The sequence below is a fragment of the Trichocoleus sp. FACHB-591 genome, from assembly GCF_014695845.1.
In the GTDB taxonomy this organism is placed as follows: Bacteria; Cyanobacteriota; Cyanobacteriia; order FACHB-46; family FACHB-46; genus Trichocoleus.
Genome location: NZ_JACJPA010000040.1, coordinates 264,903 through 281,813, shown reverse-complemented (window position 1 = coordinate 281,813; position 16,911 = coordinate 264,903). Strand labels below are relative to the sequence as shown.

Annotated in this window: 17 protein-coding genes; 6 read left to right on the top strand and 11 right to left on the bottom strand. The window is 50.1% G+C overall.

Features of this window, described 5'->3' with window-relative positions; translation table 11 throughout:
- Positions 1-5 precede the first annotated feature (5 nt).
- Positions 6-788 carry an MBL fold metallo-hydrolase gene (locus tag H6F90_RS07370; protein WP_190551519.1) on the bottom strand — a complete coding sequence of 261 codons (783 nt, stop codon included), beginning with the start codon at positions 786-788 and terminating at the stop codon, positions 6-8.
- 238 nt (positions 789-1,026) lie between these two features.
- Here H6F90_RS07370 and H6F90_RS07365 point away from each other — a divergent pair, with 238 nt between their 5' ends.
- Positions 1,027-1,233 (top strand): hypothetical protein, encoded by a 207-nt coding sequence (locus tag H6F90_RS07365; RefSeq protein WP_190551517.1) that lies wholly within the window; start codon positions 1,027-1,029, stop codon positions 1,231-1,233.
- Positions 1,234-1,339: 106 nt separating this feature from the next.
- Here H6F90_RS07365 and H6F90_RS07360 read toward each other — a convergent pair whose 3' ends face one another.
- The 4 genes from H6F90_RS07360 to H6F90_RS07345 form a co-directional block, all read right to left on the bottom strand.
- Entirely contained in the window at positions 1,340-1,939 is a 600-nt protein-coding gene (locus H6F90_RS07360; RefSeq protein WP_190551515.1) for a hypothetical protein, read from the bottom strand.
- A 48-nt stretch (positions 1,940-1,987) separates the two neighbouring features.
- A complete protein-coding gene (locus H6F90_RS07355; RefSeq protein ID WP_190436730.1) occupies positions 1,988-2,500 on the bottom strand; it encodes a hypothetical protein in 513 nt (170 codons plus the stop codon).
- A 95-nt stretch (positions 2,501-2,595) separates the two neighbouring features.
- Entirely contained in the window at positions 2,596-3,642 is a 1,047-nt protein-coding gene (rtcA, locus tag H6F90_RS07350) for an RNA 3'-terminal phosphate cyclase (RefSeq protein WP_190551513.1), read from the bottom strand.
- A gap of 52 nt (positions 3,643-3,694) precedes the next feature.
- Positions 3,695-4,279, bottom strand: a complete 585-nt coding sequence (locus tag H6F90_RS07345) for a DUF99 family protein (RefSeq protein ID WP_190551511.1) — start codon at positions 4,277-4,279, stop codon at positions 3,695-3,697.
- A gap of 107 nt (positions 4,280-4,386) precedes the next feature.
- On the opposite strand from H6F90_RS07345, the gene H6F90_RS07340 reads away from it, so the two are divergent.
- From H6F90_RS07340 to H6F90_RS07320, 5 genes are all read left to right on the top strand, one after another.
- The gene (locus tag H6F90_RS07340; protein ID WP_190436738.1) at positions 4,387-5,055 is read left to right on the top strand and encodes an HAD family hydrolase; all 669 of its coding nucleotides are present in this window, start codon (positions 4,387-4,389) and stop codon (positions 5,053-5,055) included.
- A 36-nt stretch (positions 5,056-5,091) separates the two neighbouring features.
- Positions 5,092-5,598, top strand: a complete 507-nt coding sequence (locus H6F90_RS07335) for a metallophosphoesterase family protein (protein WP_190551509.1) — start codon at positions 5,092-5,094, stop codon at positions 5,596-5,598.
- Between the two features lie 159 nt (positions 5,599-5,757).
- The gene (locus H6F90_RS07330) at positions 5,758-6,696 is read left to right on the top strand and encodes a DUF5996 family protein (protein ID WP_190551507.1); all 939 of its coding nucleotides are present in this window, start codon (positions 5,758-5,760) and stop codon (positions 6,694-6,696) included.
- A gap of 5 nt (positions 6,697-6,701) precedes the next feature.
- The gene (locus H6F90_RS07325) at positions 6,702-7,232 is read left to right on the top strand and encodes a dihydrofolate reductase family protein (protein WP_190551505.1); all 531 of its coding nucleotides are present in this window, start codon (positions 6,702-6,704) and stop codon (positions 7,230-7,232) included.
- 106 nt (positions 7,233-7,338) lie between these two features.
- On the top strand, positions 7,339-8,151 hold the full coding sequence (locus tag H6F90_RS07320; protein WP_190551503.1) for an HNH endonuclease: 813 nt from the start codon (positions 7,339-7,341) through the stop codon (positions 8,149-8,151).
- Positions 8,152-8,244: 93 nt separating this feature from the next.
- Here the strand turns inward: H6F90_RS07320 and H6F90_RS07315 are convergent, their stop codons facing one another.
- The 6 genes from H6F90_RS07315 to H6F90_RS07290 all read right to left on the bottom strand — a co-directional run bounded on the left by H6F90_RS07315 (position 8,245) and on the right by H6F90_RS07290 (position 16,837).
- Positions 8,245-9,771, bottom strand: a complete 1,527-nt coding sequence (locus H6F90_RS07315; protein WP_190551728.1) for an adenylate/guanylate cyclase domain-containing protein — start codon at positions 9,769-9,771, stop codon at positions 8,245-8,247.
- Between the two features lie 207 nt (positions 9,772-9,978).
- The gene (locus tag H6F90_RS07310) at positions 9,979-10,410 is read right to left on the bottom strand and encodes an archease (protein ID WP_190551501.1); all 432 of its coding nucleotides are present in this window, start codon (positions 10,408-10,410) and stop codon (positions 9,979-9,981) included.
- Positions 10,411-10,460: 50 nt separating this feature from the next.
- Positions 10,461-12,809: a PAS domain S-box protein gene (locus H6F90_RS07305; protein WP_190551500.1), complete on the bottom strand. Its 2,349-nt coding sequence runs from the start codon at positions 12,807-12,809 to the stop codon at positions 10,461-10,463.
- Positions 12,810-12,913: 104 nt separating this feature from the next.
- On the bottom strand, positions 12,914-13,801 hold the full coding sequence (locus H6F90_RS07300; RefSeq protein ID WP_190551497.1) for a GTP-binding protein: 888 nt from the start codon (positions 13,799-13,801) through the stop codon (positions 12,914-12,916).
- 33 nt (positions 13,802-13,834) lie between these two features.
- Positions 13,835-15,052, bottom strand: coding sequence for a low temperature requirement protein A (locus tag H6F90_RS07295; RefSeq protein WP_190551495.1), 1,218 nt, complete (start codon positions 15,050-15,052; stop codon positions 13,835-13,837).
- 321 nt (positions 15,053-15,373) lie between these two features.
- The gene (locus H6F90_RS07290; protein WP_190551493.1) at positions 15,374-16,837 is read right to left on the bottom strand and encodes an RtcB family protein; all 1,464 of its coding nucleotides are present in this window, start codon (positions 16,835-16,837) and stop codon (positions 15,374-15,376) included.
- Positions 16,838-16,911: the final 74 nt, after the last annotated feature.

Here is a 16,911-nt window from a genome sequence, read left to right as displayed (position 1 = left end):
CACAATCATGATTTGGCGATCGCCCGGGGTTGGAGTTTTAGTTCCACGCGATCGCCGGGTTTTGGCTCTAATAGTTGGGTTGAGAGTTTGCTAGCCGCTAGTTGAGTGCGTAGTGTATCCGCGCTACCCATTGTCTGGATCACCGCCATCAGCACTCCCTCAAATGTGACATCTCCTCCAGCGGCGGTCGGTAGCATCACTTGAGGTTGCACCAGCTCCGCCAACTCGAAAGCGCTATTTTTGCCTTGAATGATTGGTCCTAATACAGGCACTTTCATATCGATGACTGGGGTGATCACCACATCAATCGGTGCCATCTCCTTCAGGACTGGGGCATGATAGCCGTGAGGTTCGTAATAAAGAGTGAGTTCTGAAGCAAGTTCTTTCAAGAAATAAGCGTTTTCGGTGACGAAGGGACCAATGGGCGATCCGGGTAGGGCTTGAATAGTGACTTGGTTATCTAGATTAAAGCTTTCTCCATGTGCCAGAGTCGTTACTTGGTGGTAGCCCAACTCGCGCACCACTTTAGCAGCGCTAGGGGAAGCAACAACCGGAATTGAGCGATCGAGCTGTTGGAGCGTGGGAGGATGCGTATGGTCTTCTAACCCTTGAGACAGCAAAATCAAGTCGATGCGATCGGGAATTGGACGCTCTTGGGGACGGATGCCCTTAAACAGCCAGTTGATATTACCGAAAACTAGCGGCCCGACTAACCACGGGTCCAGCAGAATTCGCTTGCCTCCCATTTCAATCAGCCAAGAGTTGCTGTCTAGCCAGGTCAGGTACATATTTGCTCGCGTCTCGCTTCCTGCCTTTATTTTACGCAGTTGTTACTGTTTACTCACACAGTAGCGATCGCAGTACTACCAATCGCTTGTTAGCATTGCCTCTGAAGCTTTTCTGTATTTTGAATCACTAAAAGTTTTTCTAGTCAGTTGCCCCCTACGAGAGGTTCAGATCCGGGCAATCCCTGCGATTTTGGTTTGTATGTAGATTGTCTCAGTTTTGCCCTGTTGTTGAATCACCATGAGTTCTCACAGACGCTTTGAAGAATTGATTGAAGAGCGCGCCAAGACGATTGATGGTATCCGAGTCACCATTGAGCGCATCCGCTACTTAATTGATTTAATCGCAAAACAGATCGAATTAGAGCAGCAGTGGTCGAACGCTAATCCTGACTCCGGGCTGAATACAGCTAGGGACGATGATCAGTCTCTAGGCCCCGTTGCCTAGAGACTGATCAAATTTTTTGCTGCTACCACATCTATGATGCACTCCTGACTTCAGTCCAACCAATCCGTCAACTCCTCTTGTTGGAAGTCTAACGGTGTGAATCTGGTTAATCCGCGATCGCCCAACGCAAATAGGGTTGTCCCTTCACCACATTCTGATAGGTGATTTCGCTCAGAGGTCTACCTTTAAGAGAATCTAGATCGAAGCGGAAGTAGGCGTTGCCGAATTGCAACCAAATATTGTACTCAGGCGCATTAGGAGCGACGACCCAACCGACACAAGAAGCGTAAGTTTTCTGCAAAGGTGCACCATAGATCACCACGCGATCGCGCACATCCATGAACTTCGCGGGTGCTGAGGCGATCGCCGACATATTCATGATCACGGTGTTTTCGGCTCCGCCTTCGTAGTAACGCGAGGCAGTCCAGAGACGAATGGTAGAAGGACAATTCCCAGAAGACCGTCGCACTGGTAACGTGGTGTTGGGTGGCCCGGAGAGAATTTCTGGCACCTTGACTGGAGTCGTTCGGACGGCAGCGGATTGGGCGGTAGATGAGCTACTGGGTTGGGCGATCGCGGGGGCAGCAGTGGTTAGGAGCACTGACAGCAGCCCCACGGCAGTTGAAGCTGTGGTTTGAGCTGACCAAAAGTTTTGCATACAGAGAGGTTGGGGTTGAGGAGCTGGGCATAACTCCAAGAACTTCATCCCCCATTTCTTAAGCTGTATGCCAGTCTTCGATCTGTCTACTTATGTTTAGGCGGCTGTGAGTTCGGCGTAACCTTGCAGGTTCTCCGGTTCAAACTGACGCAGCACATGAGTTGCTTGGTGGGTCAGTTCTTCCGACCCTTGCACCACCACCAAGTATTTCCCCGCATTGAGGCGATTGCGGTAGGGCAACGCATCTCCACTGCCCACAGATAAACCCACGCCCCCACCAACCAAGAAAGCTCCCAAAGCCGCAGAAGCAGCTCCCAGAAGCCCGCCAATAATATGGTTACCAACCGCAGCGATCGGCAAGATAGCAATTCCGGTTAGATAGTTGAAGGCATAACCTGCCACAAAGCCAAAAGGAATTAACCAGACAGCTAAGCTTGTCGCACCTTTTTTTGCTTGGCTGTTGGGGTCAATCAAGCCGTATTCATCTGCACTTTTGTAACCCCTGCCCAGAATATCTACCTGACTAAGAGGTAGACCTGATTTTTCCAAGGCTGTGTAAGCGGCCTCTGCCTGGTTCCGATCGGGTAAAACCGCCACTAGATAATTCATACAATGTCTCACTTTCCCGCGCATCCTTTACCTTGAATGGTAAGTAGGTGAGTGAGGTCAGCTTCAGTCTGCGGGGAGAAATAGTCGTGGCTTCGCTAACGATTGGGTGTGACGGTGACAACTTGCGTATCTGGAGCGATCGCTACCTGAGCTAAACCAAATTGCTCAATCACCCAAGCGTTGGTTGTGAGGTGCAAGCTCACCTCTGCGACTCGGTACTGGCTCGGCTCCGTAGCGAGAGCCGCAGGCAACAACAACTGATCCGCTAAATGCACATCAATCGGTGCATCTGTCGCCTGAAATGCCAGGAACTCCTGTACGGCCATTTCTGCGACTTTTTCCGCCGCTAAACCGACTTTGCCGATGGCACTGAACCCAGCCCGACTATGTTGGTATTCTGCGGTGAGAAACATCCCTGCCCCAGGCGCAATCCCTTTTGCCCGCAGGGGTTGCACATCGGATCGCAGTTGCGCTTGCTGTAACAGGTTATAAGCTCGGCTCGCCATCCGCTGAGGGATATGGGCAGGCAACTCTGTCACCACAGCCAATCCTTGCACCTGCTTCAGCTTGCCCCGCTCTAGCACTTCCATGCCTTGCAGTGGTGCCTGGTTCCCCGTAATCTCTAAGGCTACCTCGCCGTTCCCTTGGGGATACCAACCCCACGCTTGTAGTTGCATCTTCGCCTGCACGCCCATTTTCCGCATCATCGGCAGATACACCTGTTCGATGTAGGTAGTGGGTGGACTCCAAGCTACATGAGTCCCACCCCGGAGCGTGACATGAGAACCACCTGGACTGAGGGCTAAAGGCAGCAGAATCGTTTGCAAAATCAGCGCGATCGCTCCAGCCGAACCTGCCCCTGTCGTTTCTGCCACATCAAATTTGTATTGTCCTGGTTGTGGCGACACCGTGGGCCGAAATTCTAGGGTAGTGGAGCCGACCGCATCTCCTACTAGCTCCGCTCGACATATCTCGGCAGCAGCTCGGGCAGCCGTGAGGTGCTGAATCGCTAATCCTGGTTTCTTGCGTCCTGCTCGGATGCGATCGATCCGAATGGCTTGCCCTGTAATTGCTGCCAAACTCAAGCTGGTGCGGAGAATCTGACCGCCTCCCTCACCATAGGAACCATCAATTTGCAACATAGCTTCACCCAACCGTCCAACCGTTTCTCTCTTCTCTCTTAGGTTTACCGCACTATGCTTGTCGCCCACTCTCCCCTTTGACTACTGCTGCGGTAATCAGGTGAGCAATTCGCAGCGCTTCTGGCACATGGCCGCGATCGCTGAGACGAGGGAGAGCTTGAGCAATCAAGTCTGGTGGTGCCCCACACACTTGAAAGTAAAAAGGCGATCGCGCATAGATACAACCCGCTCTTTGCATCATTTCCAATCGGCGATCTGCTTCCGGTAAGCGCTGCATTGCGTGTTTGACTGCCATCAAGTCAGGTTGCCGTCGCATCACGGTCACACAAGGTTTGCCGAGTCGTTCTGCCAGTAAAGGGAGATCAATCACATTGAAGCCACCTAAGGAGATGCCATCAAGCAACACCAAATGCAGTTGCGGCAGAAACTTCCGCCCGATTAGCAACCGACAAAGCTCCTCGGTGGCATCCCAGCCATCCGGTTGAATCTGGCCCCACACCATCCCTTCAAACCGAGTTCCCGCACAAACGACTCCCGCGACTGGCACCGGATCAGGCGATCGCCGGACAAAAGGCGCATCGTCAAACCCAATTACCCGAATCGTCCGATTGTTTCGCAGCAGCCCTTCTAAATCCATGCAATCTCGCTACAGTATCGAGTCTTGATCTTCTCATCTGCAAGACTGATGAAGTGATTTTTAGGCTGTGCCACTATACAAGAAATTTGCTCAAAAGGGAAACCGCAGTGGCACTTAAAGGTGTAATTCTGGATGTAGATGGAACGCTAGTGTTGAGCAACGATGCTCATGCTCAAGCCTGGGTGGAGGCCTTTGCTGCATTTGGTTACGAAGTTCCTTTCGAGAATGTGCGGCCTCTAATTGGTATGGGTGGCGATCAGATCATTCCGCAGATGGTGTCAGATCTAAATAACAAAGAAGGGGTAGGAAAAGAAATTAGCACTCGTCGTAAAGAGCTGATTCTCAACAAATTTGGCAATGAATTAGATTCCGCCAATGGTAGCCGAGACCTGGTTTTGAAGATGCAGGAACAAGGCTTACACTTGATTATTGCGACTTCCGCTACTAAGGAAGAACTAAAAATTCTACTAAAAGTCGCTCAAGTAGATGATCTGCTCCATGAAGCCACTGCCTCTGGGGATGCCGAACATTCTAAACCTGCACCGGATATTGTGGAAGCAGCTCTAGCTAAAAGCCAAATGACTCCAGAAGAAGTTGTGATGATAGGCGATACGCCTTATGACATTGAGGCAGCAGGCAAAGCGGGAGTTGGGGTAATTGCGGTGCGTTCCGGTGGCTTCCCAGATGAGCAACTGGCGGACGCGATCGCCATCTACAACGATCCAGCGGATCTCCTGGCTCACTATGACAATTCTCCTTTAGCTCAGGCAGCATAGTCAGAGTAGTTTGAGGCAGCGGGCAATGGTGGAGCAATGGGGCAAGCTATAAAGTCAGGGACGCAAGTAGGAGTTATTGCTGATACTCACGGGCTTTTGCGTCCTGAGGCGATCGCTGCCTTAACGGGTTCCGACCTGATTCTGCACGCAGGAGACATTGGCAAGCCAGAGGTCTTGGCAGGATTACAAGCCATTCCCACCCCTGCTCTAAAATCTCCTATGCCTGTCATTGCAATCCGAGGCAATATTGACAAAGCGAATTGGGCTGAGGTGATTCCAGAGCAGGAGAGTGTCAAAGTTGCAGACATCTCCATCCACATGCTGCATATCCTCCAAGAACTCAAGTTTGATCCCCAAGCGGCTGGATTTCAAGTTGTAATTAGCGGACATTCCCACAAACCGTTGATAGAAGAACGCGGAGGTGTCTTGTATGTGAATCCAGGCAGCGCAGGGCCGAAGCGCTTTAAGTTGCCTATTTCAGTGGCTCGCCTATCCATCACAGGGGCGAAGGTACAAGCAGAAATCGTCCCATTGGCCGTGTAAGTGGCTTTTAGTCAAGCATCCGGGCGATCGCCTGTTTAGGCTGGTATCAAGGGCGATCGCTAATTGGGTTCTCACTCAACCGAATAAATTGCTAAAGAAAGCAGGGTTGCTGCGGCATAGCCAGTTTAATAAGGACAGGATGATCTGGAGGTTCACTTCATGGCAACTCCTGTGCATAACACCGCTAGCAATAGTCTTTGGCCGAGCCTGCCAGTGACGGCATGGCAAGATACCTATGCAACTCTGCATCTGTGGACTCAAATTGTCGGTAAAATTCGGCTCGCCCTGGCCCCCAAGCTGAATCATTGGTGGCATTCCACACTGTATGTCACGCCCAGAGGCTTGACGACCTCTGCTATTCCTTACCAAACCCGTCTCTTTCAGATTGATTTTGACTTCATCGATCACAACTTACGCATTGAAACGAGCGATGGTGCTACCAGAAATATCCCTCTCGTTTCTCGTTCTGTAGCAGATTTTCACCAAGAGATCATTGGCACCTTGCGTGAACTGGGGATTGCAGTCCAAATCTGGACTATGCCACAAGAAATCGCTGATCCCATTCGCTTTGAGCAAGACCATCAACATGCTACCTATGATCCAGAGTATGCTCAGCGACTTTGGCAAATCTTGCTGCAAACACACCGAGTCATGACTGTATTTCGCTCCCGCTTTATTGGTAAAGCAAGCCCAGTGCATTTCTTTTGGGGCAGTTTTGACTTAGCAGTCACTCGCTTCTCGGGTCGTCTTGCCCCAGAACATCCTGGTGGCGTTCCCCACATGGCCGATTGGGTAACCAGAGAAGCTTACTCGCATGAAGTGAGCAGTTGTGGCTTCTGGCCCGGAGGCGGCACAGTGGCTGAGCCGATCTTCTACGCCTATGCCTATCCTGGGCCTGAAGGGTTTCGAGATTATGTGATTCAACCTGCGGAAGCCTTCTACAGCCCCGATCTCCAAGAATTTGTTTTGCCCTACGCAGCCCTACAACAGGCACCTGACCCCGATGCCATGCTCCTTGCCTTCTTTCAGACCACTTATGAAGCTGCTGCCGACCTAGCTCATTGGGATCGAGCCGCTTTGGAATCTACCAATCAGTAACAAAGATGCGCTCCATTCAACTCTTTATTGCAACTAGCCTTGATGGATATATTGCCAGAACATCCGGAGCAGTAGATTGGCTATTTACAGATCAAGACTACGGCTACACTGAGTTTTTTGAACAAGTCGATACAGTTTTGATGGGGCGTAAAACCTATGAGCAAGTTTTGGGCTTTGGCGAGTATCCCTATCACGGCAAAAAAGGATATGTTTTCTCCAAAACACAACAACAGCAACAAGATAAAAATGTAGAGTTTGTCAGCGCTGGCTGGGTCAACTTCCTGAACCAGTTACGTCACGCTCAAGAGCAAAATATCTGGCTAGTAGGCGGCTCTGAAATCATTCGTTTTTGTCTCCAGCATGGTTTTGTGGATGAACTGATTCTCTCAATTCACCCCATTATTCTGGGTGATGGCATTCCTCTGATTGCTCATGACCCCACTCTTGAGACATTGCTGAAGTTGCAACATACCAAAACTTATGAAACAGGGCTGCTACAAGTTACTTACGCAATTCAGAAGCAGGTAGAAAAATAGCTGCTCAAGCTTGCGATCGCCACAGGCCAGACCCAACCCATTCTGTTAGAGCTAATTTTGCTGGGGGAATACTAGGGGGATTGGTAGAGTTTACTTAACTGTCACGATGGCCATCTCTAATCAGACCCGTAGGATTCTGTGGAAACGATCGGGCGATCGCTGTGCTGTTTGTCAGCGTCAATTGGTTATGCACGCCACTGAATCATACTTAGAGTCGGCAATTGGGAATGAATGTCATATTGTGGCACCCGAACCCAATGGCCCCCGTGGTAATTTCCCGCTGACTGTGGAAGAACCAGATGACTACTCCAATCTCATTTTGCTCTGTCAAGTTCATCATCAACTGGTTGATGCTCAACCCCACACATATCCTGTAGATATGTTGAGGAAGATCAAGCGCAGACATGAAGCGTGGATCAGAGCTGCTTTTAACCTAGATCCGCCAGCATCAGAACCAATTCAATCTCCTTTACTACTCTACAGAATGGAGACTGGGCTTCAGCTCATATCTCTATTGCGCGGTAGCCATGCTTCCCGGTTTCATCATGACCATCTAGATAGTGATAGAACCGAACTGGCAAACGAGTTTTTGCAAAACATTCAGGAGCGTCTTGATAGCTGGGATGCGATCGCCAGTCAAGATAGAATCACTGCTCAACTGACGCTAAACCGCGCTATCTGCAACCTAGAGGCGAATGGCTTGTTGGTTTATGCGGCCCGACAGCAGGAGCGACACCAAGTAGAAAATTTAGTCATAGATGACTGGCAAGTTGGTTACTTATTGGTCGTCAACCAAGCCAACCCCATTACTGCCAATCGGAGTGAAGCTCTAGAACGGCTGATGGGATTCAAGCTGGCAACAGATCGTGAGTTTGCCAGTTATATCCTGATTCAGCTACAACATGAACAAATTCGATAAACAACGAATCAGTACCGCATCATCCGGGCTAAGCCTAAACTGCCTCCTGTTTCTCGACTTGGTTCGTCTTGTACCAAGAACCAAACTCCTGTTTCAGGCTACCGATGCAGGAGTTAGATAAAGATTGGCGTGGCTTTTCCTGCCTGTCAGTAAATAGGCTGTGATGGCTCCTTTCCCCTTGACCTCAATTGAACCTCTAGGCTCGAAGCTGTAGTCATCTCGGAGGCATTCGTAAGTAGCCGCAGTAACTTGAATTTCTCCTGGTAACCCATGAGATTCCATGCGGCTGGCAACGTTGACCGTATCGCCCCATAGGTCGTAAATAAACTTTTTGGTGCCAATCACGCCAGCTACCACTGGGCCTGTGTTGATGCCAATTCGGAGGCTGCAATTTTGGTGATAGCGGCTATTGAATTTGTGAATCTCTTCGCGCATGGCTAGAGCCATTTCGGCGATCGCTTGGGGGTGGTCGGGTCGTAGCGTGGGTAAGCCTCCCACCACCATATAGGCATCTCCAATCGTCTTGATTTTTTCTAAGTCATATTGTTCGCTCAGGCGATCGAAGGCGGAAAAGATCTCATTCAACATCGCCACGAGTGCTTCTGGAGGCACTTGTTCGGCCAATTGGGTAAAGTTGACCAGATCCGCAAACAAAATCGTGGCCGAGGCAAAGCCATCTGCAATATTGCTCTGACCGTCTTTGAGCTTTTGGGCAATGGGGGGTGGCAAAATATTCAGCAACAAGCGTTCTGATTTTCCTTGCTCGATCGCTAATTCCTGATTTGCGGACTGAAGTTGAGCCGTACGCTCAATCACGCGCAACTCCAGCTCCTTAGAAGTTTGACGTAAGCGACCAATCACCAATGCAATTCCTGATAGCGCTAGGAGCGACAGAGTGGTGAGCATGAGGAAGGTGCCACGTAATCCAGCATTGGTTTGAGCCATAAACGTATCGAGCGGTCGAGTAATCTCCAGCGCACCTCGCACATCTCCGACTCGCCAATCTCGTTTCGGGCTATTGGGGTCATTATTATGGCAACTGACGCAACTAGCCTGCATGATGTCTGCTTGGGCATAGCGCAGAGCCGGACGACCTTGAAAAGTTTCGATTCTATAGAAGGGTTGCTCTGGATGTTGGGTCAGATAACGTAGAGCTTCACGCTCAAACTCATCTTTAGGGCCACCTTCAGCTTTTCGGCTAGGAAACGGGTAGTCACTATACAGCCGTACCGACATGCCAGGATTTTTGTCGCTCAGGTGATGGCTCAGCTCGATCAAATAGGTGGCTGGGACTGGGATTGCACCTGGCGTATTTGTGTAGTCATACGTCACTGTAATTCCGGGAACACCTGCGACTCGTCTGACCGCCTCGGAACTGTAGAGGGTTCGAGCTTCTTCAATGGCTTGAGCATACAAGGCAGCGCTCTGAAGTGCTTGAGACTTAATCAAGCTAGATGAGAGCCGCGACATATTCCACAAAGCCCCCGACACCCCAGCAATGAATAGGAGAGTCAGAATCAAAACGGTTTTTCTATTCAGGAGTTGCAATAGAAATTGAATGCCGTTTGAGAAAAAATGACGGGTGGAACGCTCAAACGAGTTAGCGGCTTCTCGATGCATTACTCCTTTCCTGGTTGCTTGCGGTGTTGTCTCTCCATAACCAGTATCTACACCCATTCCGGAGTAATTACTTAGGCTCTGTATACTTTTCGTGCCAGAACCTAGTTTAACCGGAGAGCCACCCAGCGAAAAATCAGTTCATCATGACTTTATGGATCAGGTGCATATCAACTGCGATCGCTCACATAACCTGTCGTTCTAGCACCGCTAAATATCTAAAATCACCAGTGCTGTCCAACCTTCTGGTGTTTGTTCTAGCTTAAAGCGGTGGAGAGTTACGGCTTTCACATCGACTCGCTGCTGGTGGCGTTCTGGATCAAGCTCTTCTCCCTTTGCCATTGCCGTTAGGGAGTAAAGCGTATCCTTTTGCTCAATTTGTACCTGTTGAGGGCGCAGGAGGAGTTGTTCGCTGTCTTTGTAATAGACAAACTCTTGTAGAAAATTAAATAGCAAGAGATCTAACTCGTCGTTATCTAAGGTGAAGGTGCGGGTCTCCTGAGGTGCGATCGCCTCTAGGTTGTCAATCATGGTATTGGTAACGGCATCTCCCGCCGCCAAAAACACTTCCTGCAAATCTTTGCCCCAAGCTTGGAAAGCAATATCTGCGATCGCAATATCTTCTAAAAATTCGTAAGACATACTATTTGTTAGTTAAATCGTAATTATCTTTAAGCTCTATGTTTGCAGATCTAAATTGGTTCTACGTTGCTCTCAGGTAAGGGAAACCAAGCAGAGAAGGTGCTGCCAACTCCACAGGTAGAGGTAAACGAGACCTTGCCTCCATGTAACTCGACTAACCGCTTGGTCAGGGCTAACCCCAAACCTGTTCCTCCATGCCGCCGATCGGTGGCTCCATCTACTTGCTGAAAAGTTTGGAACAGTAAATGTTGATCTTCGACAGGGATACCAATTCCTGTATCGCTAACGGATAACCCTACGAACATAGAAGTAGATGCACCCTGCAAAGCCGCTTCTTCCTCCACCTCCAACACATTGAAGTTCTGTAACTCCACATCAGTTACAACTTGAGTCTTCAGCGTAATGGTGCCGCCAGCAGGCGTAAACTTGATCGCGTTGGATAGATAGTTCAGCAACACTTGTAAAATTCGCTGGCGATCGCCCAGGATAAATTCACAGGCCAGAGGAAGTTCTTGAGATAACTGCTGCTGTTTACTCAAGGCTCGCACCTCTACCATTTCTAGAGCGGCTTGGCATAATGCTGCCAGGTTAAGCTCCTCAAAATCAAGCTCTAGTTTGCCTGCTTCGATTTTAGCTAGGTCCAACAAATCATTGATCAGTGCGAGTAAATGGTCACCACTAGAGTGAATCAGGGATAAGTACTGCTCTTGTTTAGGATTCAAAGCTCCAAAATTCTTTTGCAGCAACACGCTGGAGAAGCCTAGAATCGAAGTGAGAGGTGTCCGCAACTCATGCGACATATTAGTGAGAAATTCTGACTTTAAGCGCGAAACTTCGGTCAGCTGTTCATTCTGGGCTTGTAATTGGCGTGTTAACGCTTGCAATTGCTCGCTGGCTTGCTTGCGTTCGGTGATATCTTCCACAGTGCCCACATGACCCATGAGTTGACCATTATCGGCAAACAAAGGAGACGAGCGAGAATGTACCCAGCATACTGTCTCTCGTCGCTGGAAGCGAAACTCATCTGAGTATGCTTGGCCCGATGACGCGCAGTAAAACCAATAAGCGGCCACTCGCTCCCGATCTTCGGGATGAATCGCTTGAGCCCACCCTTCGCCTAAGGCTGCTTCAAAGGTAAGACCTGCGATCGCCTGCCAGGAAGGATTAGTATAAGTACAATTTCCTTGAGTATCCGTGAGAAAAATCCCCAAGGGAGAACAGGCACTCAAAGAGCGAAAGCGTTCTTCACTTTGCCGCAGGGCTTCTTCCCCTTGCTTACGCTCAGTGATATCTAATGAGACTCCACAGAAAGCGTAAACTTCCCCACTTGCGTCCTGAAGCGGAAATTTGATGCGGAGGAAAGTATGAACGCCGTCGGGTAAGGTCATATCATTCTCAAATGTCATGACTTTTGCTGAGGCAAAAATCTCTTCATTTTCTTGAAAGAACACAGCCGCTGCTTCAGGAGGCAAAAAATCGCGTAGATTTTGCCCTTCAATTGGGTTTCCGAAAAGTGGTCCAAATATCCGATACCATTCGGCGTTGGCAAACCTCATATAACCATCCACATCAATGATGTAAATGATGGCGGGAGTATAGTCTAGAAGGGCCTGCATGTGGGCGCGTGAGGCGGAAAGCTCTGCGGTTCGCTCTTGCAATTGCTGCGCCACTGACTGCAAGCGCTCCTCAGCCTGCTTACGCGCAGTAATATCTACACAAGACCCTTGGAAGAACTGCACTTGACCTGCCTCATCTTGCACAGGGACAGCCCGATCTAAGATCCAATAGAGCGTGCCACTTTGATCTAGAATGCGATACTCGGCTTCAAAAGGTTGGCCTGCGGTCAGGCTCTCTGTGGATGCACGGATCACCCACTCTCGATCTTCTGGATGGATGCTATCTATCCAGCCGTTGCCCAGGATTTGCTCTGAAGTTAGCCCTAGCCAAGCGCATAAGTGCTGGTTCATAAACTCATGGTTAGAACTGCCGACAACATACAGTCCGACTGGAGCGTTGTCTAAAATGGTTCTCAGTTCAAGCTTAGAACGTGGCCCACGCTGGTGTTGAGAGGGAACTGTATGCAGTCTCATCAGCGCGCTGATCAATATTCCCTCTAGTGCAAAGACACTCCACTCAACCAGGTCATTCGGCGCGATCGCCCCACTAGAGGTCAGAGATTGCGGAGAGGAGTAGGCGCAAGCAACACCCATTAGAACTGTAGCAAGGAGACCTGGTCCGAGACCTCCATATCTTGCACTCAAAATGACCGGGGCGAAACCAATCAGCCAAGGGTTTGCTGCAATCGTCGAGTCGGAGGCTAGCAAAATCAGGAATGAGGCGATCGCAACTAGCAACACAGCGCTACCATAGCGCCAGAGTTGGGAGAGGGCGACTTCCAAAATGCTCTAACCTCCGTATTTCTGAACAAGCGGTCATGGTCAACAGTTCAGTAGAGTGTAACCAATTGACTCTGATTCATGCTATTGCGGAGAATACGCTTGTCTCAATGCTCACATAACTTGAGGCGCTGTAAGATTTCGATTTGGTGCTCGTTCACCCGTTTGCCAATAAAGACTAGCTCTGTCGTTGCTTGCTCAAAGGGTTCAAAGTCCCAACGACCCGCGACAAAGTTAAATAGATAAATATCGTCTACAAACCGCACAAAGCCCTTAGCTCGATAGACGCTTGGAGCCAAGCTAGCGGCAAACTCTTCAAAACAGACGCGATCGAACGTAGCAGGAGAAGTGTAGCTGAAGGAATCAAACTCTGGCTGGTGAATGTGATGGGGTGGTTGGAGCGATCGCTCCGCTTTGGCAATCCCAAACAATAAGGCTGGATCTATTTGGCCGCGCTGGGTGTGGAAGATAGGAGCCGTTTCGTTAAAGCGGTGAAGTTTAGTGGCGATCGCTTCCAGCTCACTCTCTGCCACCAAATCCACCTTGTTGAGCAAAATGGCATCGGCTGCCTCAATCTGAATCCGCCCAGTATGGCCCACTTGCGGATATTGAACCAAACCATCCGCATCAATCACGGTCACTACACCATCTAGCCGCACCACCGGAATACTTTCTTGAATGTCAAACACCAGTGCATCCGGTTCTGCTAAGCCAGTGGTTTCTACCACAATCAGATCTGGATTGACGGTTTCAATGATCTCATTCACTGCTGCCTCAAACTCACCCAAGAGCGAACAGCAAACACACCCCCCACCCAAGTCAGCCATGCTCACATTCTGGCCTTGAATCACTTTGGCATCGATCGCAATCTCACCAAATTCATTCATCAAGATGGCAATCTTTTGAGAAACAGTAGCGAGAATATGTCGTAGCAATGTGGTTTTGCCACTACCGAGAGGACCTGTAATCAAGGTTAGAGGGGTGCGAGTTGTCATAGGTTTGAGCCAATGCAGCAGCTTTTAGGGGTGTTAAGTTGGCTTGGAGGGCTGGCTGGTTTCTGTGGCAGTAGCGGGACGAGTGGCGACTGAACTGCGGAGGAGATCAAGTAGAACTTGGACGACACAAGCTAAGGCTACGAGCGTTACCAGATTCAGAGATGAGAGGCGACCGCCAACCATCGCTAGGAGCAGCACTAGAACGGCGGATGCAGTGCGATAAGCGCTCAAAATTTTGCGATACCTCGCAGTTCCCAAAGCGCAGCTCATATAGTGAATCCCGGCTAACACCAACAAACAAGTCGCGATCGCCGAGCACAACAGCCACCGTTCCGCACTGGAGGGAATGGCAGTAGCATCATGGGCAATTAGGTGTTCTACACCAACTCCAGCAGCGACCAATCCCATTGCTAGAGGCAGGTGAGCATAGAGCCAAGTGAGAGCAACCCGCATCTTGCCTACTTTCATCGACTTAAGGGGCGACCCATCAGCCGTATCGAAGTACAACCACCACAGACTAAAGGCGATCGCCAACCCCAACAACCCTACAAGGATAGAGCCTAGGCTCCATTCATGTTCTGCCAACCCTCCCACTACGCCGATCACAGACTCACCCAAGACAATTAAGGTAAACAGTCCTATGCGTTCTAGAACGTGGGGCATACTGGGAGGAATTTTGGCAACGAGACGACCCGCAGAGAGCGGGGTAGAGAGGTCTATCGCTAAGCTCACTACCCACAGCCCCAATCGTAAAGGAGGAGGCAGAAAAGCTGAAACTAGCCAAAGTCCAGCACTTAGGCCAAAGCCAGTGGCATACCAAGTTGTCAGCGATCGCGCCGCTGGTATGTGATGTCCCGCGTTGAGATACTGCAAGATCAAGGTGACACGAAACAGAACATAGCAGATGGCAAAGCCACTGCCGGAGCTGCTCAGCCCATGATGCACGTTAACTGCCATTGCTGCGACGATCGCCATCTGGACTAAGGCAAACAAGCGATCGACAATGCTTCCGATATCAAAGCGAGTGGCGTAGAAGGTTGCTCCTACCCAGCACCACCAGATGGGCACAAATAAAACTGCAAATTTTAAGCAGCCAGTCCAGGAAATGTTGCCGCTTAAGCTATGGGCTAGCTCTGCGGTCGCAGCGACGAATACTAAATCGTAAAACAGTTCCAACCAGGTAGCGTGACGCTCAGACACTTGCTCTTCATCACGACGCAAACGAGGCGGTTGCCATAAAGCTTTTGTCATGGAACCTTGACTGTCTCGGCAACAGTGAGAAACCTTGACTACTAGTTAAACGGCTGGCTTGAAGGAAGTAAAGGGGCAGGGAGAACTCGCGGGTGATGGTTTGGTGGCTGGGCGATCGCGATTTGTTCGAGCTTAGTTCGTGACGGTTTTCAAGATAACCGAGCCTTGGGGGCACTCGCCCCCAACCCCCCGCTGAGGGACGGCTGCGTCCCCCAGGCCCCCTCCAGAAGTGCTCGATGGTAATAGCTATAATTCTGTAAATGGTGGCATCTCTAGCTCCTCCTTCCCTAGCAAGGAAGGGGGCTGGGGGGTTAGGTGCCATCAACCTTTGATGTTGCCGATGGGGGTCAGACGCGCCACCCGTTTGCTGATTCCCGCTAGCTCAGCGGCTTCGATCACATCATCTACATTTTTATAGGCACCGCCCGCTTCTTCAGCTAAACCAGATGCAGAAGTGCTACGGACATAAATGCCTTTAGACAGCATCTCCTTTTGCAGCACATCACCACTCCAGGTTTTGCGGGCTTTAGTTCGGCTCATTTTGCGGCCACTGCCATGAGCGGTACTAAAGAAGGTTTGGTCGCCAGTCGGGACTCCAACCAACAAATAGGAACCTGTTTCCATACTGCCGCCAATAATCACAGGTTGACCGTACACTTTGTAGTCTTCTGGGACATCGCTCATATCAGGCCCAAAAGCACGAGTGGCTCCTTTACGGTGAACCAAGAGCGATCGCGCTTGACCATCTACAATATGTTGTTCTAGCTTGGCGGTGTTGTGGGCGACATCATAGACCATCTCTAGACCCAGGTCTTCGGCGGAGCGACCAAACACGTCAGAGAAAACTTCCCGGATGCGATGCAAAATCACTTGGCGATTGGCGAAGGACATGTTGATGCCACACTGCATGGCCGCGAAGTAAGCTTGGCCTTCAGGGGAATCAAAAGGAGCGCAAGCCAGTTCTCGATCCAACACCTTGATGCCGTACTTGCTCTCCATCACTTTGAGAAAGACTTGCAGATAATCAGTGGCGACTTGATGGCCAAATCCTCGGCTACCACAGTGAAACATGATCACGACTTGATCGGGGATGGTGATGCCAAAGGCTCGCGCTAGCTCGCGATCGTAAATGTTTTCTTTTTTAGCAACTTGAATTTCTAAGTAGTGATTGCCAGAACCCAACGTCCCGATTTGGTTAAAGCCGCGATCGATCGCCTTTTCACTCACTTTGTCCGGATTGGCTCCGGCGAGGCAACCATTTTCTTCCATGAGTTCTAGGTCAGCTTTCCAACCGTAGCCATTGTCTACACACCAACGGGCTCCTTGTTGCAACACTTGCCGGAAGTCGTTGCGGGACAACTTGACAAACCCTTTGCTGCCTACGCCCGCAGGCACGCTTTTATATAGCTTGTCTACCAATTGCTTGATGTGCGGCTTAACTTCTTTATAGGTAAGGTTCGTGACGACCAAGCGCATACCGCAATTGATATCGAAGCCAATGCCACCGGGAGAAATCACCCCACCCTGCTCGACATCCATTGCGGCCACACCTCCAATCGGGAAGCCATACCCGAAGTGGCCATCGGGCATACAGAGCGCGTATTTGGTAATGCCTGGTAATGTGGCGACGTTGGTGATCTGGTCAATTACGCCTTCGTCTATGTCTTTGATTAGTTTTTCAGTTGCATAGATTCGGGCAGGCACCCGCATCCCTTCTTTATAAGAAACTGGAATCTCCCAGATCGTGTCAGAAACTTTTTTAGCAACTCGATGTAACGCTTCCATACCAGCGCTCCTGCCCTATCATTCCTACTTCTAAGCATCCCTTTGGGCGAGGATTATACATCCCTATAAAGTAG